Origin of the sequence: Tunturibacter empetritectus, assembly GCF_040358985.1 — a bacterium.
Taxonomy (GTDB): Bacteria; Acidobacteriota; Terriglobia; order Terriglobales; family Acidobacteriaceae; genus Edaphobacter; species Edaphobacter empetritectus.
This window is the reverse complement of sequence record NZ_CP132932.1, coordinates 3,788,042-3,810,165: the sequence shown is the minus strand read 5'-3', so window position 1 is coordinate 3,810,165 and position 22,124 is coordinate 3,788,042. Positions and strand designations below refer to the sequence as shown.

Below are 22,124 nucleotides of genomic sequence, written 5' to 3'. Positions count from 1 at the left end.
TGTCAAACAGCAAATCATAATGGGATCTAAACAGACGATTACTAAGCCGCAATCGAACCGCGTCCGCCTGGTCGTGGCGTCGTCGGTGATGCTCACCTTTATTTCGTTCTGGCGAGCTGCGGCGATTGTGCTGAACGACCTGGGATCATCGGCATTTTACGCGGGCGGCATCGCGGAGGAGGCAGTGGGCAAGGCTGCGCCGTGGTTCATTCTGGGCGTGATGCTGTTCAGCTTTGCAGTGCGTGCGGTGTATGTCGAGAGCTGCAGCATGTTCACGCGCGGCGGCGTGTACCGAATTGTGAAGGAGGCGCTGGGCGGAACGTTTGCGAAGCTGAGCGTGTCGGCGCTGATGTTCGACTACATTCTGACTGGGCCGATCTCAGGTGTTTCGGCGGGGCAATATATTGTCGGGTTGCTGAATGAGGTGTTGCGGCTTTGCGCGGCGCACCATTGGGCTGTCAAGCTGGTGCTGCATCCCAGCGGCTCGGCTCGGCAGTTGCCGGTGGATGGAACTTCCGCCGCGATTGCGGGGCTTATCACCATCTACTTCTGGTGGCAAAACACGAAGGGGATTGAGGAGTCGAGCGACAAGGCTCTGAAGGTGATGAAGATCACGACTGTGATGGTTGTGATTCTGCTTACGTGGGGAATTTTTTCGGCGATTCATGTTGGGGCACATCTTCCGCCGTGGCCTACGCCGGACAATCTTCACTTCAGCAAGGATGCTCTGGGATTTTTGAAGCACACAGGATTCATGCGGTCGTTGGGCCTGTTCGGTGTGCTGATGGCGTTTGGACACTCGGTGCTGGCGATGAGCGGTGAAGAATCATTAGCTCAGGTAAACCGCGAGATCGAGCATCCGAAGTTGAAGAATTTGAAGCGCGCCGCGATTGTTATTGCGATCTACAGCTTCATCTTCACGGGTATCGGCACGCTGCTGGCGGTGATGCTGATTCCGGATACGGTGCGGGTGCCGGTCTATCGAGATAACCTGATCGCTGGAATGGCGATGTTCATGGTGGGGCCGCTGGCGGTTCGAATCGGCTTCCGCGTCTTTGTGGTGATCGTGGGATTCCTGATTCTTGGCGGGGCAGTCAATACGGCGATCGTGGGTTCGACCGGCGTACTGATGCGAGTGGCTGAGGATGGGGTGCTGTCGGACTGGTTTCGTAAGCCGCAGAGAAAATATGGGACCAGTTATCGCATTGTGAACCTGGTTGCAGGGCTGCAGGTGTTCACGATTCTTGTAACTCGGGGCAACGTGATCATGCTGGGCGAGGCATATGCGTTTGGCGTGATCTGGAGCTTTACCTTCAATGCGCTCGCAATGCTGGTGTTGCGGTGGAAGTACAAGGGCGAACGTGGCTGGAAGGTTCCCCTGAATATTCGAATCGGGAAGACAGAGATTCCTTTGGGGCTCCTTTCTGTCTTCCTGGTGTTGCTTACTACGGCAATTGTCAATTTATTTACAAAGTCGGTAGCTACGGTAAGTGGAATTATCTTTGCGGCTGCATTCTTTGTAATTTTTTCTCTGTCGGAGAGAGATAACAAACGTCGTCACGATCTAACCACGATGCAGATGAAGGAACATTTTCAGCTGGAGCATCAGGATAATGTGGGACGTGAGGCGTTGGAGATTCGTCCAGGCGCAGTCGTGGTGACGATGCGCGACTCCGCTGCACCGTTTGCGCTGAAGTGGGCTTTGACGCATACCAATACGGACGATCAGGATCTGGTGGTGCTGGCTGCTCGAATGATGGGCGCGGGCGGACCGGAGTATGTAGATGCGTCGGAACAGTTATTCAGCGAACATGAGCAGATGCTATTTACCAAGGCGGTGTCTGTCGCTGAGAGCTTTGGGAAACATATTTCTTTGCTGGTAGTTCCTGCCGGAGATATTTTTTCGGCGCTGGTACAGACGGCTAACTCGCTGGATGCAGCGGCGGTGGTCTCTGGACTATCGACCAAGCTTACTGCCGAGGAGCAGGCTTATCACGTTGGCCAGGCGTGGGAGGCGCTGCCTGAGCCGAAGCGGCAATTTACTTTTTATGTGATCAAACCGGATGGTGAGTCCCTGAGCTTCCACATCGGACCACATGCCCCTACGATTGAGCCGCACGAAGTACAGCTTGTGCATCGTCTGTGGCTCAATATTCGACGCGCGCCGGATATGCAGGACCTTCACCACAGTGACATACTCGCCTATGCTCTGACCCGCATGGCGACTGAGTTTGCGCGAGATAAACAAGGAACGCTGAAGGATCTGCAAAGGTGCATTGATGAGTCTCATCATCGTCGCGGGCTGGGGGGCTCGCGGCATGAGGAACTCGATGAAGCTGGACCTGGATATGCGATCCGCGCTCCAAAAACAGCACCTATAGCAGAAGAAGATAATGTCACTATTGTTAAATCAAAGTAGCGGACGAGTTACTTCTTGTTTGCATTGAGTTAGTTACTTCTGTATCGTCATGGGGTGGCAATAAAATTGGTTGACGCAGATAATTTCGAGTAACTCGACCTAGATGACGCCACCGGAGGTAACACGTGGAAGTTAGCCGCATTATTGCCGAGATAGATGCCCAGATCGTAAAGCTCCAGCAAGCTCGCGCGCTGCTGGCTGGGACGACGGCAACGAAAAAGCGCACAGGGCCGGGCCGTCCGAAAGGGAGTAAGAACGCAGCTGCTTCAACAGCAGCAGCGGCCCCTCGCAAACGCAAGTTGAGCCCCGAGGGTCGCAAACGAATCGCCGACGCGATGAAGAAACGCTGGGCGGAGCGTCGGAAGCAGAGTGCTAAGGGCTAGATCTCTGAAGATTTCAACTATGAAAGCGAAGGCGCCTCCAGTTGGGGCGCCTTCCGCTTTTCTCGGGACACTTTTTTCTATACGGCTTAGGGATGAATAACACCCTCGGGATCAGCCGATGGCTTAGCGCGTGATGATGACCTCGCGCAGACTGTCTTTGGCGAGGAAGAATCGGAAGTTACTAAATGCACTAAACAGGTTTTCGATCTTGCGATTGTTGAATATGTTGAGCAGAGGATAGTTTCCTGCGCGCTGCATCTCGACTACGTCGTTATCGGTCAGATGATAGCGACAAAAGAAGGTCTCCGGGCTGCTTGTCTGATGAAAGAAGGCGAGCATGAGTCCGCCGGGCTGTAGAACTTTGTGGATGCGGGCCAGCACAGGCGCTATCAAAGGTTCGGGTAGATAGTCCGCTGTGTCCCAAAAGATGACGACGTCGAAGACGCGACCGGAAAAATTGAGATTGCTCTCGAGAAATCGATCGACATCAAACCTGGGTTCCTGGCCGTCTTCGCCGGGAGTGAGCCACTCCGGCTTTGATGCCTCATCTACGACGCTCGCCATATATATGCTGTGACCCAGGCTGGTGATGTAGTTAATGTTGGTGGACGAGGTAGGACCGATGTCGAGAATGCGCAGAGATTCCTGCGACTGCAGGTGCTTCAATAACTCTTTCCACCCGCTGGAGTGACGCGGGATGCGGCCGGTGTCTCCACCTCGTTGAGTGCTTGTGCTTTCGCTACCGCCGAAAAGGCTGCGCATGAGCCCGCTTCCCTTTCTGGTTCTATGCCTGTGGTTGAGTGAAGAGAGGAGCGCCGGACTCGACTGGAGCGGCGTGCGTTGCGGCAGGAGTGGCGGACTTGGACATTCCTTCGGAGTTGGATTTGAGCTCGACGCTTCCCTTCAGGATCGCGCTTTCTTCGATGCTGAGCCGGCCGGCCAGGATGTCTCCATTGACGATCGCCGACTGACGGAGGTCGACGCGCCCCGTCGCTTGAACGTTGCCGGTAAGATGACCGAAGACGGTGACGTCGCGGACGCTGATATCGGCCCGTACGCGCGCGTTGGGTCCGATGGTCAAAGCGCTCTCTTTGAGAGTGATGGTTCCTTCGATGTCTCCGTCGATGTAAAGGTCTTCCTCGCCGGAGAGTTCTCCTCGAATGACGACCGACTTACCGATGACGGTGGAACCCTCTGCTGGTTTCATAAGCGTTTTGTTCTCCTTGAGGTCGTGCCTGCTGCACATGCACCTTGCCCGAACTATACCCAAGCTCATGCCGCGAGGCAAACGCGAGAATACTTTGTCCCGCTCTGTGAGTCATAAGAAGGAACCATAGAATGGAGAGATGAGAGGTGTGGATTGGTAAGAGGTTCCGGGGATGGATGCGAGGCCGCTTCAGTCAGCAAGTCCCGATTCATAGCTATTTCCGGGCGGATGAGGGCACGGAAGCGGATTTTGCCTGGGTGTCTTCTCTTCCTGACGGCTGTGGCGGGAGGAACTGCAGGCGCACAGAACGCCACTACTACGAAAGATGTAGGCGAGGCAGCACTGCAGTCGATCCCGCCTCGCTCGTGGGTCGTCGACGCGGCCAAAAATGAGTTGGAGGCGCTGCATCACACCGACTCCTACCTGCGCTATCGCACGCACACGGTGAGCGAGAAGGGGGACGTGGTTCGCGACGTGGTGGAGAGTAGAGACGGGACAGTGGCGCGCCTGATCATGAGGGACGGAAAACCGTTAACGGAAGAGCAGGATCAAGGCGAACGGCAAAGACTGAACGACATGATGGCGTCACCTTCGACATACCTTCGACATGTGCGGAATAGCGAGTCGGATCGGAAGATGGCAGATAAGTTAGTGCCTCTGATGCCGGATGCGATGATCTACACCTACACGCCGGGGCAGCCGCAGTCCGGGAAAAACGGCGGGCCTCCGGAGGTCGTGCTCGACTACAAGCCTGACCCGAAGTTCAATCCGCCAAATACGGAGGCTGGGGCGTTAACGGGGCTTGAGGGAAGAGTCTGGATCGATGCAAAGTCGCATACTCTGGTTCGCATGGAAGGGACGATCTCGCGTGGAGTGAACTTCGGCTGGGGAATGCTCGCTCACATCTATCCTGGGGGCAAACTGGTGCTTGATCAGACCAGTGTCGGGGAAAACAGATGGATCTTCACTTACTTTTCGATGAAGCTGAGCGTGCGAGCGCTGATGTTGAAGACGGTCAACGTGAATACTGAGTCAACGGGCAGCGACTTCCAGAAGCTTGGGCCGATGAGCTACCAAGATGCTATCCGGATGATGCTAGCTACGCCACTGCCGGAGCGGTAGACGATAGATCAGGCGATGACGCGAGCCTTGGCATGGAGGGTCTGCCGGCGCACGGTGAGAGACTCGATGCGGTCGCGCTGCACTTCGAATCCTCTGCCGATAGTCGTGGGCACGGTGATCTCTCCGCGTTCACTGACGGTGACCTGCGGCTCAATGATGTCCTCGGTCCAGTAGCGGCTGGAGGCGGAGACGTCGCCGGGCAGCGAGAAGTTAGGCAGAGAGGAGAGGGCGATGTTGTGGGATCGGCCGATGCCGGTTTCGAGCATGCCGCCGCACCAGACCGGAATGGCGCGCTCTTCTGCAACGTTGTGGATGGCGATGGCCTCGCTGAAGCCGCCGACGCGGCCGACTTTGATGTTGATGATGCGACAGGACTCCATGGCGATGGCAGCGAGAGCGTCGCGGCGATTGCGGATGGATTCGTCGAGGCAGATTGAGGTCAAGAGGCGCTTCTGCAGCATGGCGTGGAAGTAGAAGTCGTCGTACCAGAGAGGCTGCTCGATCATGAGCAGATTGAATCGGTCCCATTCGACGAGGTCTTCAAGGTCTTTCATGCGATAGACGGAGTTGGCGTCGCAACTGAGAGTGATATCGGGCCAGCGGTTGCGGACCGCTTCGAAGATGCTGACATCCCAGCCTGGCTTGCACTTTAGCTTGATGCGCTGATAGCCTGCCGCGAGTTCAGTGGCGATCTTATCCATCAGGTGCGCGGGCGAGGGCTGGATGCCGATCGAGACTCCACAGGAAATAACGTCACGGGTTCCACCGAGGAGTTTCGCCAGCGGGACGCGTTTGACCTGCGATTCGAGGTCCCAGACGGCGTTTTCGAGGGCGGCTTTGGCCATGCGGTGGCCGCGGACCTGGTGGAAGATAGCTGGGCAGCTTCCGCCGCACTCCACATCGGCCTCGAGCAGACGGGGACCGAGCTCGGACTCAATGAGGAGCCAGGCGGTGTCGATGGTCTCGTCGCTGAAGAAGGGGTGCTCGCCGGCGACACATTCGCCCCACGCGGTGAGGCCTTCGGATTCGATCTCGACGAGGAGAATGCGACGGCTGGTGGTAAGACCGAAGCTGGTCTCGAAGGGGTGCGCTAACGGCAGGTTGATTTCGCGGAGATGAATGGCGTCGATGTTGAGCATTTGCAGTCCTGTCTTTCCGAGTTGCGGATCGCAGCGGGTCTGGTGGCGTGGCTCAAAGAGATTGTACTGCGATCGAGGGGCGGATAGGTCAGACCTCCGAGGAGTTCTTCCAGGGACCCATGAGGAAGGTACCGTTGCCCTGGGTGTCGCGTTCGTACCCAACGACGGCCAATCCGCGCTGAAACGCCGATTCGAGGGCGGTGCGGTTGTTGCCCTGCAGGGCTCTGGCGAGGCTTCGTTGCTGAGCGTCCTGCTTCCATTGGTAGATGGTGTGGGGAACGGTGATGCGTTCGAGGATCTCCTGGGGCTGCGGCTCGCCACGGAGCAGATCGGCGACATGGCTGGAGCGCAGCCACCACTCTGCATAGAGCCTGTCGGTGGGCAAGCCACCCTGCAAAGGGGAGGAGGAGGGTCCATAGAAGTCTGCTTGATAGCGGCGCACGATGGCGCCGAGCCGGTTGATGTTCAGATGCGAGTTTCTGATCTCGAGAGGATCGAAGGTCCACTCCATGAGGTCAAAGCCGCGGGTGATGGCGTCGTCGCGCTGGGCGAGCTTGAGGCGGCGGCCGATGCCGAGGTTTTGGTACTGCTGGAGGACTGCGAGCATGTAGGAGTGGAGGTAAGATTTGCCCTCGCGATAGCCAGGGAGAGACATGGCGAAACCTATGAGGCTCTGGCCGTCGAAGGCACCAAGGACCTGGCCGCCGATGCGGTGTGCAACGATGAAGACGCGCCGAGGGACGATGTCGTTGTCGCTGTAACTCCAGACCTCGCGCTGGAGGTCGACGCAGCGCTCAAGGTGTTCGAGACTGGTGAGGGACTGGATGGAGATGGCTGTCTGAGGGCTGGCGTTCATGACCTTGTGGGCTCGGTGGCGGCGTTCTTCGCCTGGTTCCATAGTATTTCGAGCTGATCGGGGCTGGAGGCGGCCAGGGCGGCGCTATTGCCTGCGGCGGACTCCATCGCGGCGAAGCGTCGGCGAAATTTTGCGTTTGTAGCGCGTAGAGCAGATTCGGGGTCGACCTTGAGGTGTCGGGCGAGGTTGACGGCGGTGAAGAGAATGTCGCCTAACTCCGCTTCGATCGCTGTTGCTGAGCTGGCGGTCGAGGTGGGATTCAGCTCGGCCTTGAGCTCGCCGATCTCTTCGTGCAGCTTGTCGAAGAGGCCTTCGGAGTTGGGCCAGTCAAATCCTACTTTTGCTGCGCGGGAGCCGAGTTTGCCCGCTTCCATCAAGGCGGGCATGGAGCGAGGGATCTCGTCGAGCATGGAGGTCTGGGTGGATGCGGGCGCCTTCTTTTCGGTCTGCTTGATCTGCTCCCAGTTGCGCAGGACAGCGTTGGAGTCAGTGGCTTCAGCGTCGCCGAAGATGTGGGGATGACGGCGAATCAACTTGGCGTTTAGATTTTCCGCTACATCCTGGATGGTGAAGTAGCCAGCCTCTGAGGCCATCTGGGCGTAGAAGAGAACCTGGAGGAGGAGATCGCCGAGCTCGTCCTTTAGATCGGGCCACGCGCGGCGCTCGATGGCATCGAAGACCTCGTAGGTCTCCTCGAGGGTGTGACGCTTGATAGAGTCGAAGGTCTGCTCGCGGTCCCACGGGCAGCCGTTCGGAGCGCGCAGACGGGCCATGATCGCAATGGCTTCAGCAATCGGATCTTTGGCAGAGACGACATCTTGCGAGAGATTCTTAGGGATGAGATCAGGCATATCTTTCATATCTTCTACCTTCAACTTTACCCGATCATTTCTATCTATGACTTAGTGCTGACATGGGCTTCCGTACTTGAAGTTAATGCATTATGCTTTGCAGCATATGGTGCCGGAGACAGACACGAACGCGAAACCAAAGACCCGCAGAAGCCGCTGGGTGCTGTTGCTTGTCTTGCCTTATATTGGGCTGTGTTTTCCGATAGTTTACGCGCGTTCAACGCCTGAACTTTGGGGATTTCCGTTTTTCTACTGGTATCAGTTTGCCTGGGTCATCCTGGCGTCCGGGTTGTTGGCGATCGTCTATCGCAAGCTCAAGACATAGGCTTCTACATTGCGGCCTTCCAGGCGCAATTTGCTACGTCGGCACGATGTTAAAAACAAACGCGCCGACAATCATGTTGGCGCGTTTTAGTGATTTTGTTTGTCGACTTCGAGTTGAAAAAGCTGCTTACATCTGACCATTCGGTTTGGTGGAAGAAGCGGTGCTCGGCTGGTCGCTGTTCATGTTAGTCATCAGCTTGATGTCGACTCGGCGATTCTTCGCGCGGCCGGCTGCTGTGCTGTCGCTGGCGACCTGCTGGTCTTTGCCGATGCCGATCAGGTAGAACTTATGCGGCGGGATGTTGTACTTCGACGCCAGGTAGTTGACGACCGCGTCGGCGCGATGCTGGCTGAGCTGATAGTTGTAGGCCGCGTCGCCAACTGAGTCCGTTCCGCCGGTGACTTCAAGGATGTAGCCGCGAGTGTTGGTGAGGTTCGCCGCCAAGTCGTCGAGCTGCTTCTTATCAGATGCAGTGAGAACATACTTGTCGAAGGCGAAGGTTACGCCAACATCCGAGACCTGCTTATAGTTGTCCAGGTTGGCTACGACGCCGCTCAGGCTGTCGACCCGGTTGTAAGCTTCCTTCGCGGACTGATTGGCTGCATCGGCGGACTGGCCGGCAGCCAGGGCATGTTGGTCGGCCGTGTTCGCCGCGGATTGTGCACCGGCGATTCCGGTCTTGGCCCGCTCGTCGGTGTCGACGATATTGCGGTGGTCGGCGGCAGTCTTGGTATCCAGATCATTTGTTTGCTGGATGATGGGAGCGGTCTGGGAGCGAACGTAATTTTTCGTCGAGCAGCCGACCGTGAAGGTGAGGGCAAGAGCACTGGCAAATACGGCGGTGCAGGCAGATTTGATCTTCATGTCTTTGTTGTTATTGGATCTCATTCTTTCCACTCTCCTGGTAGTAAGTGCTGCAATAGACCTGCCACAGCAGTTGATAAGATGCAATCAGAGTGCCAAAAATATGCATGGCAGTAGACCATTTCTTTTCAACTAGTTATTAGGATTATCTAACACGCCTGATGAAAGCGCTAGCTGGGAAGCGGGAACTTTTGATCGGCTGTCGCGTCAAATCTACTGAGCAAAGATATGCACACTGCAGGCTCCGTAAGGCTGCGTCTACACTGAGATGCGGGCTCCGATATACGCGATGGATCTTCACCAGAAAATTCGAACTCTCCCCACCCAGCCAGGCTGCTATCTCTATAAAAATGCTGAGGGCGAGGTGATCTACGTCGGCAAGGCGAAGAACCTTCGTGCACGGGTGCGCTCGTATTTTCTGGAGGCGTCGCAGGCGAATGCCAAGACCGGCACCCTGATGCGCGAGGCCATCGATGTGGAGTACATCACGGTCGCCAACGAGCACGAGGCCCTTGCGCTGGAGAACAACCTCATCAAGCAGAAGAAGCCACGCTTCAACATTCTGCTGCGCGATGACAAGACCTACCCCTACATCAAGCTGACGATGAATGACCGCTACCCGAAGGTCTTCGTGACGCGCCGGTTGCGCAAGGACGGCGGGGCCTACTACGGTCCTTACTTTCCGGGGAACCTGGCCTATCGACTGGTGGATCTGATCCATCGCAGCTTTCTGATTCCAAGCTGCAAGGTTGACCTGTCGCGATATCATCCGCGGGCTTGCCTGCAGTACTACATCAAGCGCTGCCTGGGTCCTTGCCTGGAGGGACTAACCACACCGGACGCTTACCGCGAGACCATACGCGATGTGCAGCTCTTTCTGGAGGGGAGGCCGAACGAGCTTGAGCAGTCGCTGACGAAGCGGATGGAGGCGGCAGCAGAGGCGCAGCAGTTTGAGATGGCTGCGCGTCTGCGAGATCAGATCGTTACGGTTCATCAGATGCAGGACAAACAGCGCATGGCGAGCGCGGACAATGAGGACGCCGACGTCTTCGGCTATCACTTTGAGAACGAGATGCTCGCGGTCAACCTGTTCCACATGCGAAGCGGCAAGATTGTGGACCGGCGCGATTTCTTCTGGGAGGATCTGCCGGACTCTCTGCTGGATGCGGCGACGGAGGCGGTCTCCGAGGTGGACGAGTTGGAGGCACTGCCTCGCATGGAGCCTGACCCCGCAACGCCAGCGCCGGAGATCGGCGAGGGTATCGCCATTGTGCAACATGCAGCGGTGTCGGAGATGGGAGGCGCATTCAGTCCGGGGGTGTTTTTCTCTGCGCTTCTGAAACAGCTTTATCTCGATCAGAGTTATGTGCCGCGATCGGTTCTCGTGCCGGTTGAGTTTCCTGACCGAGCGCTGCTGGCAGAGGCCCTGACTGAGAGAACTGGAAAGCGAATCGAGATTCTTGCTCCACAGCGCGGTGAAAAACGATCCCTTGTCGACCTTGTCTGTCAGAATGCGAAACAGTCTTATGATCAGCGGTTCCGCGTGCTGCAGCCTGCGATGAAGGCTATCCAGGAGGCGTTGCAGGATGCGCTTACGCTCGAGGAGCTGCCACGTCGAATCGAGTGCTTCGACATCTCGCATATTCAAGGTGCTGAGACGGTGGCCTCCATGGTGGTGTGGGAGGATGGCGCGATGAAAAAGTCCGACTACAGGAAGTTTCAAGTGAAGACGGTTACAGGCGTCGACGATTTCGCGAGCATGCGTGAGGTAATTCAACGTCGCTACAAGCGACTGCAGGAAGATAAGAAGCCCTTCCCTTCCCTGATCCTGATCGATGGAGGACTAGGGCAGTTGCATGCGGCGTATTCGGCGCTTGAGGAGATCGGCGTCACGCTGCAGCCCTTGGCTTCGATCGCGAAGAAGGAAGAGATCATCTATGTGTATGGGCAGGAGAATGAGCCGGTGGTGCTGGACCGGCGGTCTCCGGTGTTGCACCTGATGCAGAAGATTCGCGACGAGAGCCATCGGTTCGCTGTGACCTATCATCGCAAGCGGCGCCAGATGCGCGACCGCGACAGTGAGTTGCTGTCGATACCGGGCGTTGGGCCGAGAACCCGGCAACGATTGATCGAACACTTTGGCAGCGTGCGCGGGATTAAGCAGGCTGGAACTGATGCGCTCACTGCGGTGGTGAATGCTGCAACGGCCGAGCGAATTCGCAGTTACTTCGCGGCTGAGGCGTCTGGCGATGCGGTGCTGCCGGTGTTGAACGAGGCTTCCTGAGATTACTCGGCGCTGTCTGCCGGCGGAACGGCACCACCGAATTTAAAGGTGTTGCAGGCTGCGATGGTTCCCTGCTGGAATCCGCGTCTGAACCAGCCGACGCGTTGTGCTGACGATCCGTGGGTGAAGCTTTCGGGGCTGACTGTTCCTCGCTCCAGGCGTTGTATATGGTCGTCGCCGACTGCGGCCGCTGCCTGCAGACCAGCTGTGATATCCGAGTCGTGAACTATGTTCCGCTGCGCTGTACTGTGCGCCCATACGCCCGCGAAACAGTCTGCCTGGAGTTCAAGATCGACCGAAAGGCGGTTTCTCTCCGACGGATTTTGACCTGAGAGCTGGCGAACTTTGCCTTCGATCCCGAGGAGATCCTGTACGTGGTGTCCTAGCTCGTGAGCGATGACGTAAGCCTGGGCGAAGTCCGCATTGCTGCCGCCGAGACGTCTCAGCTCATCCCAAAAACTGAGGTCGATGTAGACCTTCTCATCCGCCGGACAGTAGAACGGTCCGCTCTGCGACTGAGCCGTGCCACAGCCTGAGTACGTTCGACCGCGAAAGAGTACGAGCGTGGAGCGCTGGTAGTTTTTGCCGGTCTGTGTGGGTAGAAGCTTTGTCCAAGTGTTCTGCACATCGTCCAGGGTCCAGGAGACGAGTTGTGCCGCCCTCTTCTCCTGAGGCGATTCAGAAGTTATCGGGCGGTTGCCGGCGGAAGGCACGCTCTGTTGCGTGGAGGACGGTGATGTGCTGTGGCCGGAGAGATAGCTGCCGATATAGTTGCGGCCCGTGACCAGGCTGACGACCAGCAGGATCAAAAAACCAACGATACCGATCCCACCGCCGCCAAAGCCTCCGCCACCGCCGCCGGAAGAACCACGTCTGTCTTCAATGTCGCCACTGAGTCCGCCGCCAGGTGTCCAATCCATAGTTCGCTCCAGTTGGTGCGTCTCCATCTTATAAGTAAGATCTTTTCTTTCGTGGCACTCGAGTGAGGTTTTCTCGCCAATTTACTTGCGGTCGTGCGGCGGAGGTGTGCTACTCTCCGGGAACCGATGCCAAACAGCAAGTCCGAACTGCCCCGCGTCCTGAACGCATCCCACGCGACCTCCATTGTCGTGGGCATCATTATCGGGAGCGGCATCTTTCTAGTGCCGCGAGAGATGATGGCTGCGGTGGGCTCGTCCGGCATGGTCTATGTGGTTTGGATCGTGGGTGGTTTGCTCTCGCTCTTCGGCGCAATGACCTATGCGGAGATCGCTGCCGCCAGACCGAAGTATGGCGGCGAATACGCTTTTCTTCGCGAGGCCTATGGAGATCTGACCGGCTTCCTTTATATGTGGACGCAGATTACGGTGGCCAAACCTGCATCCCTGGCTACCATCGCCGCGGGGCTTGCGCGTGTACTGGGGACCTTCGCAGTCTTCAGCTTTTTTGCCCGCCCGGCATTCTTTCATCTCTTTTGGGGACAGATCTTCGCGATCACGGTGACGTGGCTCATCGCCATTCTCAACATTATTGGGACAAGAAGATCTGCCAACGTGCAGCTTCTGCTCACGTGGCTCAAGGGCCTGCTGATTCTAGTGATTGCGGGATTTTGTTTTGGCGCAGCAGGCCAGCATGGTTCGTGGCACAACTTCAGCACAGACTTTACGGGAGCGCGGGGAGGCTTTACCGGCTTCATGATTGCGCTGGTCGCGGCGCTGTGGGCCTATGACGGATGGAGCGACGTCGTCACCATGGCGGGCGAGGTGCAGAAGCCGCAGCGCAGCATGCCGCTAGCCCTGGTTGGAGGGGTTGCCATTGTTGGCGTGCTCTACATGCTGACCAATGCGGCGATTCAATATGTGTTGCCTGCAGCGGCAATCGCTACCGCGGATCGGCCTGCAGCCGATGCAATGCGTCTGGTCACCGGGCCGTGGGGAGCGACGCTGGTGTCGATCGGTATGGCCGTCAGTATCTGCGCGACCTTTGTAGGGTCGTCGCTCTCGGGTGCGCGTGTGCCGTTCGCAGCGGCTCGCGATGGATTGTTCTTCAAACAAATGGCGCATGTGAACTCGCGATTTCAAACGCCGTCGACAGCGTTGATCCTTCAGGCCATCCTGAGTTCTCTGCTGCTGCTGGCCATCGGAAAGTTTCAGGCGCTTTTTTCGCTGGCCATCTTCGGCGAGTGGCTCTTCTACATGTTGACCGCTAGCACGATCTTTGTGTTTCGCAGTCGCGACTCAAGCACGCCCCGGCCGTATAGCATCTGGGGATACCCTGCGTTGCCGGCACTGTTCATTCTTGCGGCGGCAGTGCTGCTGGTGTTTTCGTTTGCTGATCAGCCGCGGAACTCTCTCATCGGAACCGGCATCATTCTGCTGGGAGTTCCGCTGCACTATCTGCTGCAACGAGAGCGAAGCGCCTAGCTGCGATTCTGGATGACGCGCTCGTAGAGGCGAAGGTATTCGCTGGCAGGCTTATCCCAGGAAAAATCCTGCGCCATGCCTCGCTGCATCATCTGGGCCCACTCCTGCTTGTTACGGAAGGTATCAAGGGCACGCTTGAGCGCGTCGAAGAAGGCCCCCGCACTGTAGCCCCAGAATTTGAAACCATTGCCGCCACCGTTTGGCTGTTCGTCGATGGTGTCGTCGAGGCCACCCGTAGCGCGGACGACGGGAATCGTACCGTACTTGAGGCTGTAGAGCTGGTTTAGACCGCCGGGCTCGTAGCGGGACGGCATCAGAAAGATGTCCGCGCCTGCTTCGATCTTGTGCGCCATGACGTTATCGAACTTTACCTTCACGCGCACCTTAGCGGGATGGCGCTCGGCCATCTCCACTAACAGCCGTTCGTAGTACTCTTCGCCGCTCCCAAGAATGACCAGCACCATGTCTTCCTGCGCCAGACGATCCATGATCTCGACGATAAAGTCGGAGCCTTTCTGGGTCGCGAAACGGGTGACCACCCCGATCACAGCGGTGTCGTCACTGACATTCTCGAGTCCGTAAGCGTGAAGCAGATCGCGGCGGCACTCTTTCTTGCCGGCGAGGTTTTCGGCCGTGTAATGCGCTGCAATGTTGGGGTCGGTCGCGGGATTCCACTCCTCGGTGTCGATGCCGTTCGTAATTCCGAGCAGGTCTCCGCTCCGTTGGCGAAAGACCCCTTCGAGCCCGTTGCCGAACTCGCTGGTCTGGAGTTCTTCGGCATACTTGCGGCTGACCGTTGTGATGGCATCCGCATACACCACGCCGCCTTTCAGGAAATCAATCTTCTCGTAGTGTTCGAGCTTGTCGACCGTGTACAGGTCCCAGGGGAGCAGCAACTTTTCGATAGTCTGCGAAGGAAACCAGCCCTGCGATCCCGCGTTGTGAATCGTCAACACGGCTGGGACGTTTCGCAGCACAGGATCGAAGTAATAGATGGAGCGCAACATGACCGGGAGCATCGCCGCCTCCCAGTCATGAACGTGGAAGACATCAGGAATACCGAGGATCTTTGAGGCTTCGATCACGCTGCGGCAGAGCAGGCCGAAGCGCTCTGCGTTGTCGGGGTAATCTCCGGACGGCGTACCGTAGAAGTTTTCGCGGTCGAATAGTTCGGCACAATCGAGGAAGTAGGTCTGGACTCCGCTCTTGACTCCCCCATCGAGAACACGCACGAAGCGGTTATAGCCGGGAAAAGGAATTGTGACGCTGGGCAGCACAACCGTAGGGTTCGGGACAGCCTTCGCGACCTGGCGATAGTAGGGCAGAAAGACGCTAACGCGATGGCCGAGTTGAGCCAATGCGCGTGGGAGTGCGCTGACCACATCTGCCATCCCACCCGACTTGGCCCAGGGGGAGCACTCCGATGCTGCGAAAACAATATGCATACCTTCGTCCTTTATCTTTCCAACCAAACCGTTAGTCTATAGAAGAGCGAGACCGCACACATTGGATGCAGATGAAACGTAAGCCGAAGCTGGGGCAGAATTTTCTGGTCGATGACTCCGCCCGACATGCCATCGTCGATGCCCTTGGTGATCTTAGCAAGCGCACTGTCATCGAGATTGGCCCGGGACATGGGGCGATTACCGATATACTGGCTGCTCGTTGCCACAAGTTGATAGCACTGGAGCTTGACCGGAGCCTGGCGGCGGAGTTGACCTTCCGCTTTCGCGATCATGCGCAGGTACAGATTCTCGAGTGCGATGTTCTGAAGACGAACCTGCGAACGCTGGTGCCGGAAGGCGAGACGGCAGACGTGATCGGCAATCTCCCGTACTACATCACGTCGGATATTCTGCTGCAACTCTTCGCGGCTGGCAGCGCCGGTATAGTCGCCCGAGCTGTTCTGATGATGCAGCGGGAGGTGGCGGACCGCGTTTCGGCGGCGCCCGGAGTTCGTGACTATGGCTTACTCTCGGCAACGGCACAGGTGAACGCGCAGGTCGACAACCTCTTTACGCTGCCGCCATCCGCTTTTTCGCCGCCGCCTGACGTCTACTCCACGGTTTTGCGGCTGCACTTTGCGCCGAGGTTTGCTGAGCTTGGAGTGGACCCTGACGGGTTCAATATCTTCTTGAAGCAGAGCTTTGCGCAGAAGCGTAAGACGCTGCAAAACAATCTTCGTGCCGCTGGCTACTCGGCCGAAGAGTTCTCTGCAGCGTGGCCTGCCAGCGTTCCCACGCAAGCACGCGCCGAATCACTCGCACTCGAATCGATGGCAGAGCTTTATCGTTCTTTGTCGCATGTCGTTGCCGATCGCGACTGAGGAGATTGTTCCCGATACCTGCGGTATTGCAGGATCCTAACGACTGTCCGCTGCAACCTGCTCCAGCATCTTTGCCGCGCGCAATCGAACGCGCTGAATCACTGCTGTGTCGTCTGCGATTGCGGTCAGCGTCGGCAAGATCGTTCCCAGTTCGAGCGCACGTCCTTCCTTCACTTCGTCCGCAAAGGAGTTCATCTCGGCATCGAGGCCGAGGCGATCGTAGCGGTGCAAAAATTCAAGCTTACGGCCTTCATCCAGTGTCGAAGAGACTCCGAGGAAGATGTCGGTCAGCGTACCTACAGTTTTGTTCTCTGAGTAGTTGTAGACACACGATCCCGACCCATCGGAGCCGGCGTAGGTAAGCGTCTTTGTGCCTGAGTCGGCTATGTTCTTCGCCTTGGAGGCGCATTCGACGTTGAAGTGATTCAGCATTCGCGCAGCCTTGAAGACCTTTGCGACGACGTCTGGAGTCAGGTTGATCGGTCGCTCGACATGCTGCGCCGCCTGGCCCCGCATCGAGGTCTGCGTTGCTGGGATCTCTGCCTGATCTGCCTGGTAGGTGCCGGTTCCGTTCTCGTGAATCCGCAGAGTAAAACGCGGAACCGGAAGCCCTGTGCGGTTGAACTGAAAACTGACCTCAGCAGATGGGATGGGAGAGGCCGCCGTCGCAGATTCAGCCGTTTGAGCAGCGGCCACAAAGTAGGGGCCTAGAAAAAGCGCCGCGCCAAGCATTATGCTCCCTCTCGCTTTCATCGGCGCGCGCCCTGGAGCTCGAGTGTCTGGGCGGTATGGATGTGGCAGATCGCAATGGCCAGCGCGTCGGCAGCATCTGCAGAGTCGAAGGCGTTTTCGTTGTCGAGCAAACGCCTCACCATGAACTGCACCTGCTCCTTGGCGGCCAGCCCGTAACCAACCACGGAGCTTTTTATCGAGAGTGGAGCATATTCGGCGATGGGCATTCCGCAGGTCGCGGCGGCCAGCATCGCCACGCCACGCACCTGACCAAGCTTCAGCGCAGACTTTGCATTCGCCGAGAAGAAAACCTCCTCGATGGCGACGATCTCCGGGTGGTGCAGAGTCATCAAGGCGGTCAACTCAGCGTAGACCTGAGCGAGCCTCTGTGGCGTCTTCTCTTTTTTATTGAGCCGGATCGTACCGGCCGCCAGGTGAATGAGCCGAGGCATGCGGGCGTCGCAATCCACCTCCACCACCCCGTAGCCGGTGAACTCCGTTCCGCAGTCGATGCCGAAGACTCGCATGGGCGAAGTTTACTGCATCCGGCCAGCTCTTCCTATGACCAGTCATGCACCTGACGAATTTCTAGATTAATCCGATACCGTTCTTGGCTGAGTGGTCTTTTGATTGAGCCGCCAATAAATAGCTCGACAGATGGTCTCCGAAACAAAAACCTCGAATGCAGCACCAATCAAGTCGAAAAAGAAATCAGCCACGGCCACTACCTCGAGATCCCTTCCAGAGGGGAGCTGGCCGTGGCGTAGAGTTTGCGCTGCATTCTTCCTGCAAGATAGGCCTGCCGCCCTGCCAGCACGGCGTGTTGCATCGCTTCGGCCATCAGCAAGGGGTCCTTCGCCGCAGCTATCGCGGTGTTCATCAGCACGGCATCGAAGCCCAGCTCCATCGCAACCGCAGCATCGGAGGCTGTACCAACGCCTGCATCCACAATCAGCGGGACTTCCGTGATCAGCTCGCGCAGAATGCGCAGGTTGGCCGTATTTTGCAGCCCGAGCCCGCTGCCGATGGGTGCGCCGAGAGGCATGACCGCCGCCGCGCCAGCGTCAATCAGTCGCTTGGCAAAGACGATATCGTCGGACGTATATGGCAGCACGGTGAAGCCTTCTTTGACGAGCACGCGGGTTGCTTCGAGCGTCGCCTGCACATCGGGATAGAGCGTCTGCTGATCTCCGATCACCTCAATCTTGACCCAGTCCGACAACCCCACCTCGCGCCCAAGTCGGGCTGCGCGGATCGCCTCGTCCGCGGTGTAGCACCCAGCCGTATTAGGCAGCAAAAAATAACGCCTTGGATCGATGAAGTCCAGCAGAGACTCGCTCGTGCGATCGAGGTTCACCCGGCGGACCGCGACCGTCACCATCTCCGCTCCCGAAGCTTCGATGGCGGCCTGAGTCTCAGCGCCATCTTTGTACTTCCCTGTCCCGACGATCAGTCGTGATTGAAAGGCTCGTCCTGCGATCACCAGAGGTTTCATAGTTAATATCCTATCGGAAGGATGACGGCAAAACGCAAACGGCTCGCACTCTGAAGAGAGCAGCGAGCCGTCTGGCGGTGAACTGTTGAGATTGACCTGAGGCGTCCATACTCGGACTTGGCCTCGGCGTGGACTTTTTTACTACAAAGACCGCCAGGACTAGAGCTATGGACGCTCTAAGCCTCAGTCACCTCACGTTGCGTTGAACTACATGTACTGTCAATTTTCATAGGCTGGACCATCCTCCTTTCCCGTGTAACTGCAGACTACTCCCGAATTCCGGTTGCATGCAAGTGCGTTGCAAATGCTTGTGATAGTACATCTGCAGAGGTTGCAATCTGCATCAGAGCTTTAGTCGCGATCCCTGATTCGTCTCGGATTGTCGACTCATGGCTCGAAATGAAGAAAGGTTCACTATGAAAGCAGCAACTATTGTTGGAATTCTCCTCATTGTCCTTGGAATTATCGGATTCGCTACCGGCGGTCTCTCCTTTACCCACGAGAAGAAAGTTGTCGACGCGGGACCGGTTCAAATCTCGCACAAGACTCAGGACACGCTTCCACTGTCTCCTATTCTGAGCACCGTAGCTCTCGTAGCAGGAATTGGCTTGGTCGTTGTCGGGGCGAAATCGCGCTGAGCCAGACTTTATAGGCGAGGAAGCACCAGGCTCAATTCTTGAACACAACCAAGCCAGCTGCTATTTGAGATAGGCGCGCACAAGATCAATCAAGTCCTCCCCTAGCTCAGGAGTCAGAGGGGCATGTCCGTCGCGCAACAGATGCAGTCGGATATGGTCTTCGAGCACCTCAGCCATCAGCCCGTTAATTCCGCCACGCGCCGCTGCGAGCAGCATCAGCACCTCGGCGCACTCGTGATCCTCTGATGCCAGAGTGCGTTCCACGCGGTCTATCTGACCTCGAATCTTCTTGACCCGGTTGAGCAATTTGATCTGGGCTGATTTGGTATGTGACATTTCTCTTCTCCAATGTACCCTACCGGGGTATACTATGTCAGGCCGATTCAGTATGGGGGCCATCTCTCAATCAGAGCCGCTCAACCTTTCGAAAGGGTTCAACCCGCCTGGCAAATTTGCACTCTATTCACTTTCAGGCCTGAAGATAACAGTTCCATGACAGGAAAACTCAACCGGACTTGCCTGCTTGCGGGCGCATGCATGTGGCTATCAGCCTCCACGTTCTTGGCGGCCCAGACACAGCTCGCCACAGAGACGACCGCGGCACCCCAGATCGATGCTCCTGCTCCGGTCACTCCTGCTCCGGTCACTCCTGTTCCAGACACTAGTGAAACCGACTCGCCCACCATGTTTCCACACTGGGAGCACTCGCGATTCTTCATCGGCGGGCAGGCCAACATCATCTTTCAGGCGCATGGGCCGTTCCATTCGCCCTACGAGGGCGTCAACAGCCTGCTGTCCCGAGGGGAATATAAGACATCCCTGCTCGGCACGCTTTTTCTAGGTGCGCGAGTCATCACTGATCCGAAGTTCGCGCTGGACGCCCTCTTCGACCTCGAATCTGCGGGCGGCCGGGGCGACAGCGAGGCGCTGGGACTAGCGGGCTTCACGAATCTCGATGTGGTGCGCAATCCGAACCTCGGTTCGACGCCGTACATGGCTCGCGTGCAACTCCATCAGACGATCGGCTTCACCAGCAAGCTCGTGGAAAATGCTCAGTCACAGTTTTATCCTGGCACGGAGCTACCGGAGCGCCGGCTGGAGTTTCACGTGGGCAAGATGAGCCTGCCCGACTTTCTCGACATCAACAGCATCGGCAGCGACAGCCATCTTCAGTTCATGAACTGGACGGTGGACAACAACGGCGCGTGGGACTACGCGGCCGACACGCGCGGCTACACCTACGGCATCGTCAGCGAGTACGACGACAAGGCCTGGTCCGTGCGGTATGCCCTTGCGCTGATGCCAACCGTAGTTAACGGGATCGATCTAGACTGGGCTCTCCGTCGTGCCAGCGGACAGAACTGGGAGTTCGAGCTGCGCAAGCCTCTCCTTGGCCGCATGCTCTCGCCTGAGCGCAAAGGCACGGTCCGCGTGCTGAGTTATGTCAATCACGCCCACATGGGCTTATATCGCGACGCCAATAAGGCTTTTCTTGCCGGCGAAGGCACGCGGCCAGTCATCCAGAATGTTGAGAAGTTCAGCGCGGTGAAGTACGGCTTCGCCTTGAACTTCGAACAGGAACTCACCAGGGACATACGGATGTTTGGCCGTTTCGGATGGAATGAGGGCCAGCACGAGTCCTTCGCTTATACCGAAGTGGATCAGACACTGGAGTTTGGTGGCGACTACTCTGGCCGCAGGTGGTCTCGTCCTAACGACAAGCTGGGCTTAGTCTTCGTCACGAACGCCATCAAAAAAGATCATCAGGATTATCTGAAGCTGGGCGGTCTGGGGTTTTTGCTGGGCGACGGCAAGCTGAACTACGCGCGCGAGGACATCCTCGAGAGCTACTACAACCTGCACACCTGGCGGGGAATCTACTATGCGCTCGATCTTCAATTCATCGAACATCCTGGCTACAATCAGGATCGAGGGCCGGTGCTGGTCGAATCGGTCCGCATGCACGTGGACTTCTAGGCATCACGCCTACCTATACTTTTCTGGTGCAACGTCTTTGAAGGAAGTAACTTAGGTCCGTATTTACGCCTCCTAGCTATTCTGTAAGCGCGGCCTTGAAACCGTATACTCTTCCTGTGCCCGGCATCATTATCTTCTTAGCGTTTGTACTTGGACTTCTCTTCGGCAGCTTCCTCAACGTCTGTATCTCGCGCCTCCCGCAGCGTGAGTCGGTCGTCCATCCACGCTCTCGGTGCCCTGAGTGCGGAGTGCCAATTCGCTGGTACGACAATGTTCCACTTATAAGTTGGATAGTTCTTCGTCGTCGTTGCCGGGACTGCAAACAGGCTATTCCTTGGCTTTATCCCGTCATTGAACTATCCGTGGCTCTTTGGTTCACTTTCATCTCGGTCTACTACTGGATCTCAGCAATGAACCAACACAATGGCCAGGTAGGCCCGTACATGACGGAACAGATCGCCAACGAATACATCTACGGATTTTCACTTCTCGTCCTCGGCTTTCTGCTCATCGGCCTCATGGTCATGGATTGGCAGACCATGATCTTGCCTGACTCCTTCACGCTCGGTGGCATCGCCATCGCTCTCTTTCTCGTTTGTACGCAGGCCCTCTTCCTCGGCCCAAACGAAGACCAGGTGGTCCTCAGCAATCATCACATTCAACTGACTAGTCCTGGCGGAGTAACCGATCGCGGCAATCTCTTCTTTACCGGCCCGGAGAGCCTGATCTTCGGTCGCATTGCTGCGGTCTGCGGAGTAGCGCTCCTGCTCCTCCTCATCCGCTGGCTCTACAAGGCAGTCCGCCATCGCGACGGCATGGGCCTCGGCGACGTCAAACTGCTCGCCATGATCGCGGCGTTTCTCGGCTTCTGGCCTGCGGTCCTCTCCCTCTTTCTTGGAACATTAGCGGCTGCGGTCTATGGAGTCATCCTTCTGGTGCGCGGCAGGGCAGGAGCTATTTCCAGACTCGCCTTCGGAAGCTTTCTTTCGATCGGTGGACTAATCAGCGCACTTTTCGGTAATCGTCTGATCAACATGTACATAGCTCTCCTTCGATAGCCGCACATCGTCGTGACAATCACTTGACACTTGCCAGCCGCAATCT

At 57.1% G+C, this 22,124-nt stretch carries 21 protein-coding genes and 1 pseudogene; 10 read left to right on the top strand and 12 right to left on the bottom strand.

Annotated features, from left to right (window positions below; genetic code table 11):
* The first annotated feature begins 19 nt into the window (after positions 1 to 19).
* Positions 20 to 2,419, top strand: a complete 2,400-nt coding sequence (locus RBB75_RS15875) for an APC family permease (RefSeq protein WP_179637676.1) — start codon at positions 20 to 22, stop codon at positions 2,417 to 2,419.
* Between the two features lie 125 nt (positions 2,420 to 2,544).
* Positions 2,545 to 2,802, top strand: coding sequence for a hypothetical protein (locus RBB75_RS15870; RefSeq protein WP_179637675.1), 258 nt, complete (start codon positions 2,545 to 2,547; stop codon positions 2,800 to 2,802).
* 123 nt (positions 2,803 to 2,925) lie between these two features.
* Here RBB75_RS15870 and RBB75_RS15865 read toward each other — a convergent pair whose 3' ends face one another.
* Positions 2,926 to 3,564, bottom strand: a complete 639-nt coding sequence (locus RBB75_RS15865; RefSeq protein WP_257030889.1) for a class I SAM-dependent methyltransferase — start codon at positions 3,562 to 3,564, stop codon at positions 2,926 to 2,928.
* 22 nt (positions 3,565 to 3,586) lie between these two features.
* Positions 3,587 to 4,009, bottom strand: a complete 423-nt coding sequence (locus RBB75_RS15860; RefSeq protein WP_353068626.1) for a bactofilin family protein — start codon at positions 4,007 to 4,009, stop codon at positions 3,587 to 3,589.
* A gap of 249 nt (positions 4,010 to 4,258) precedes the next feature.
* Here RBB75_RS15860 and RBB75_RS15855 point away from each other — a divergent pair, with 249 nt between their 5' ends.
* Positions 4,259 to 5,131: a hypothetical protein gene (locus RBB75_RS15855; RefSeq protein WP_179637673.1), complete on the top strand. Its 873-nt coding sequence runs from the start codon at positions 4,259 to 4,261 to the stop codon at positions 5,129 to 5,131.
* 8 nt (positions 5,132 to 5,139) lie between these two features.
* Here the strand turns inward: RBB75_RS15855 and menC are convergent, their stop codons facing one another.
* The 3 genes from menC to mazG all read right to left on the bottom strand — a co-directional run bounded on the left by menC (position 5,140) and on the right by mazG (position 7,977).
* The gene (gene menC, locus RBB75_RS15850; RefSeq protein WP_179637672.1) at positions 5,140 to 6,270 is read right to left on the bottom strand and encodes an o-succinylbenzoate synthase; all 1,131 of its coding nucleotides are present in this window, start codon (positions 6,268 to 6,270) and stop codon (positions 5,140 to 5,142) included.
* Positions 6,271 to 6,358: 88 nt separating this feature from the next.
* Positions 6,359 to 7,126 (bottom strand): GNAT family N-acetyltransferase, encoded by a 768-nt coding sequence (locus RBB75_RS15845; RefSeq protein WP_179637671.1) that lies wholly within the window; start codon positions 7,124 to 7,126, stop codon positions 6,359 to 6,361.
* Positions 7,123 to 7,977: a nucleoside triphosphate pyrophosphohydrolase gene (gene mazG / locus RBB75_RS15840; RefSeq protein ID WP_179637670.1), complete on the bottom strand. Its 855-nt coding sequence runs from the start codon at positions 7,975 to 7,977 to the stop codon at positions 7,123 to 7,125. The genes RBB75_RS15845 and mazG overlap by 4 nt, the downstream gene beginning before the upstream one ends.
* An 85-nt stretch (positions 7,978 to 8,062) precedes the next feature.
* Here mazG and RBB75_RS15835 point away from each other — a divergent pair, with 85 nt between their 5' ends.
* Positions 8,063 to 8,302, top strand: a complete 240-nt coding sequence (locus tag RBB75_RS15835; protein WP_306459696.1) for a DUF3311 domain-containing protein — start codon at positions 8,063 to 8,065, stop codon at positions 8,300 to 8,302.
* Positions 8,303 to 8,428: 126 nt separating this feature from the next.
* On the opposite strand, the gene RBB75_RS15830 is transcribed toward RBB75_RS15835, so the two are convergent.
* Entirely contained in the window at positions 8,429 to 9,190 is a 762-nt protein-coding gene (locus RBB75_RS15830) for an OmpA family protein (protein ID WP_179637669.1), read from the bottom strand.
* A gap of 265 nt (positions 9,191 to 9,455) precedes the next feature.
* On the opposite strand from RBB75_RS15830, the gene uvrC reads away from it, so the two are divergent.
* Positions 9,456 to 11,450 carry an excinuclease ABC subunit UvrC gene (gene uvrC / locus RBB75_RS15825; protein WP_353068625.1) on the top strand — a complete coding sequence of 665 codons (1,995 nt, stop codon included), beginning with the start codon at positions 9,456 to 9,458 and terminating at the stop codon, positions 11,448 to 11,450.
* 2 nt (positions 11,451 to 11,452) lie between these two features.
* Here uvrC and ypfJ read toward each other — a convergent pair whose 3' ends face one another.
* Positions 11,453 to 12,370 carry a KPN_02809 family neutral zinc metallopeptidase gene (gene ypfJ, locus RBB75_RS15820; protein WP_179637667.1) on the bottom strand — a complete coding sequence of 306 codons (918 nt, stop codon included), beginning with the start codon at positions 12,368 to 12,370 and terminating at the stop codon, positions 11,453 to 11,455.
* Between the two features lie 126 nt (positions 12,371 to 12,496).
* Here ypfJ and RBB75_RS15815 point away from each other — a divergent pair, with 126 nt between their 5' ends.
* Positions 12,497 to 13,852, top strand: a complete 1,356-nt coding sequence (locus RBB75_RS15815) for an APC family permease (RefSeq protein ID WP_179637666.1) — start codon at positions 12,497 to 12,499, stop codon at positions 13,850 to 13,852.
* Here RBB75_RS15815 and glgA read toward each other — a convergent pair.
* Positions 13,849 to 15,297, bottom strand: coding sequence for a glycogen synthase GlgA (gene glgA / locus RBB75_RS15810; protein ID WP_179637665.1), 1,449 nt, complete (start codon positions 15,295 to 15,297; stop codon positions 13,849 to 13,851). The two genes, RBB75_RS15815 and glgA, sit on opposite strands and share 4 nt — an antisense overlap.
* Before the next feature lie 65 nt (positions 15,298 to 15,362).
* Here glgA and rsmA point away from each other — a divergent pair, with 65 nt between their 5' ends.
* Positions 15,363 to 16,178: a 16S rRNA (adenine(1518)-N(6)/adenine(1519)-N(6))-dimethyltransferase RsmA gene (gene rsmA, locus RBB75_RS15805; protein ID WP_179637664.1), complete on the top strand. Its 816-nt coding sequence runs from the start codon at positions 15,363 to 15,365 to the stop codon at positions 16,176 to 16,178.
* Positions 16,179 to 16,214: 36 nt separating this feature from the next.
* On the opposite strand, the gene RBB75_RS15800 is transcribed toward rsmA, so the two are convergent.
* The 4 genes from RBB75_RS15800 to RBB75_RS15785 all read right to left on the bottom strand — a co-directional run bounded on the left by RBB75_RS15800 (position 16,215) and on the right by RBB75_RS15785 (position 19,379).
* On the bottom strand, positions 16,215 to 16,910 hold the full coding sequence (locus tag RBB75_RS15800) for a hypothetical protein (RefSeq protein WP_353068624.1): 696 nt from the start codon (positions 16,908 to 16,910) through the stop codon (positions 16,215 to 16,217).
* A 17-nt stretch (positions 16,911 to 16,927) separates the two neighbouring features.
* On the bottom strand, positions 16,928 to 17,437 hold the full coding sequence (gene ruvC / locus RBB75_RS15795) for a crossover junction endodeoxyribonuclease RuvC (protein ID WP_179637662.1): 510 nt from the start codon (positions 17,435 to 17,437) through the stop codon (positions 16,928 to 16,930).
* Positions 17,438 to 17,634: 197 nt separating this feature from the next.
* Positions 17,635 to 18,405, bottom strand: coding sequence for a thiazole synthase (locus RBB75_RS15790; protein WP_179637661.1), 771 nt, complete (start codon positions 18,403 to 18,405; stop codon positions 17,635 to 17,637).
* A gap of 698 nt (positions 18,406 to 19,103) precedes the next feature.
* A complete protein-coding gene (locus RBB75_RS15785; RefSeq protein WP_353068623.1) occupies positions 19,104 to 19,379 on the bottom strand; it encodes a metal/formaldehyde-sensitive transcriptional repressor in 276 nt (91 codons plus the stop codon).
* A gap of 156 nt (positions 19,380 to 19,535) precedes the next feature.
* On the opposite strand from RBB75_RS15785, the gene RBB75_RS15780 reads away from it, so the two are divergent.
* The 3 genes and pseudogenes from RBB75_RS15780 (at position 19,536) to RBB75_RS15770 (ending at position 22,078) form a co-directional block, all read left to right on the top strand.
* A complete protein-coding gene (locus RBB75_RS15780) occupies positions 19,536 to 21,020 on the top strand; it encodes a carbohydrate porin (RefSeq protein WP_353068622.1) in 1,485 nt (494 codons plus the stop codon).
* A 116-nt stretch (positions 21,021 to 21,136) separates the two neighbouring features.
* Positions 21,137 to 21,352: pseudogene (locus tag RBB75_RS15775) on the top strand (prepilin peptidase); the annotation flags it as partial.
* A 78-nt stretch (positions 21,353 to 21,430) separates the two neighbouring features.
* Entirely contained in the window at positions 21,431 to 22,078 is a 648-nt protein-coding gene (locus tag RBB75_RS15770) for a prepilin peptidase (protein ID WP_353070400.1), read from the top strand.
* Positions 22,079 to 22,124 lie beyond the last annotated feature (46 nt).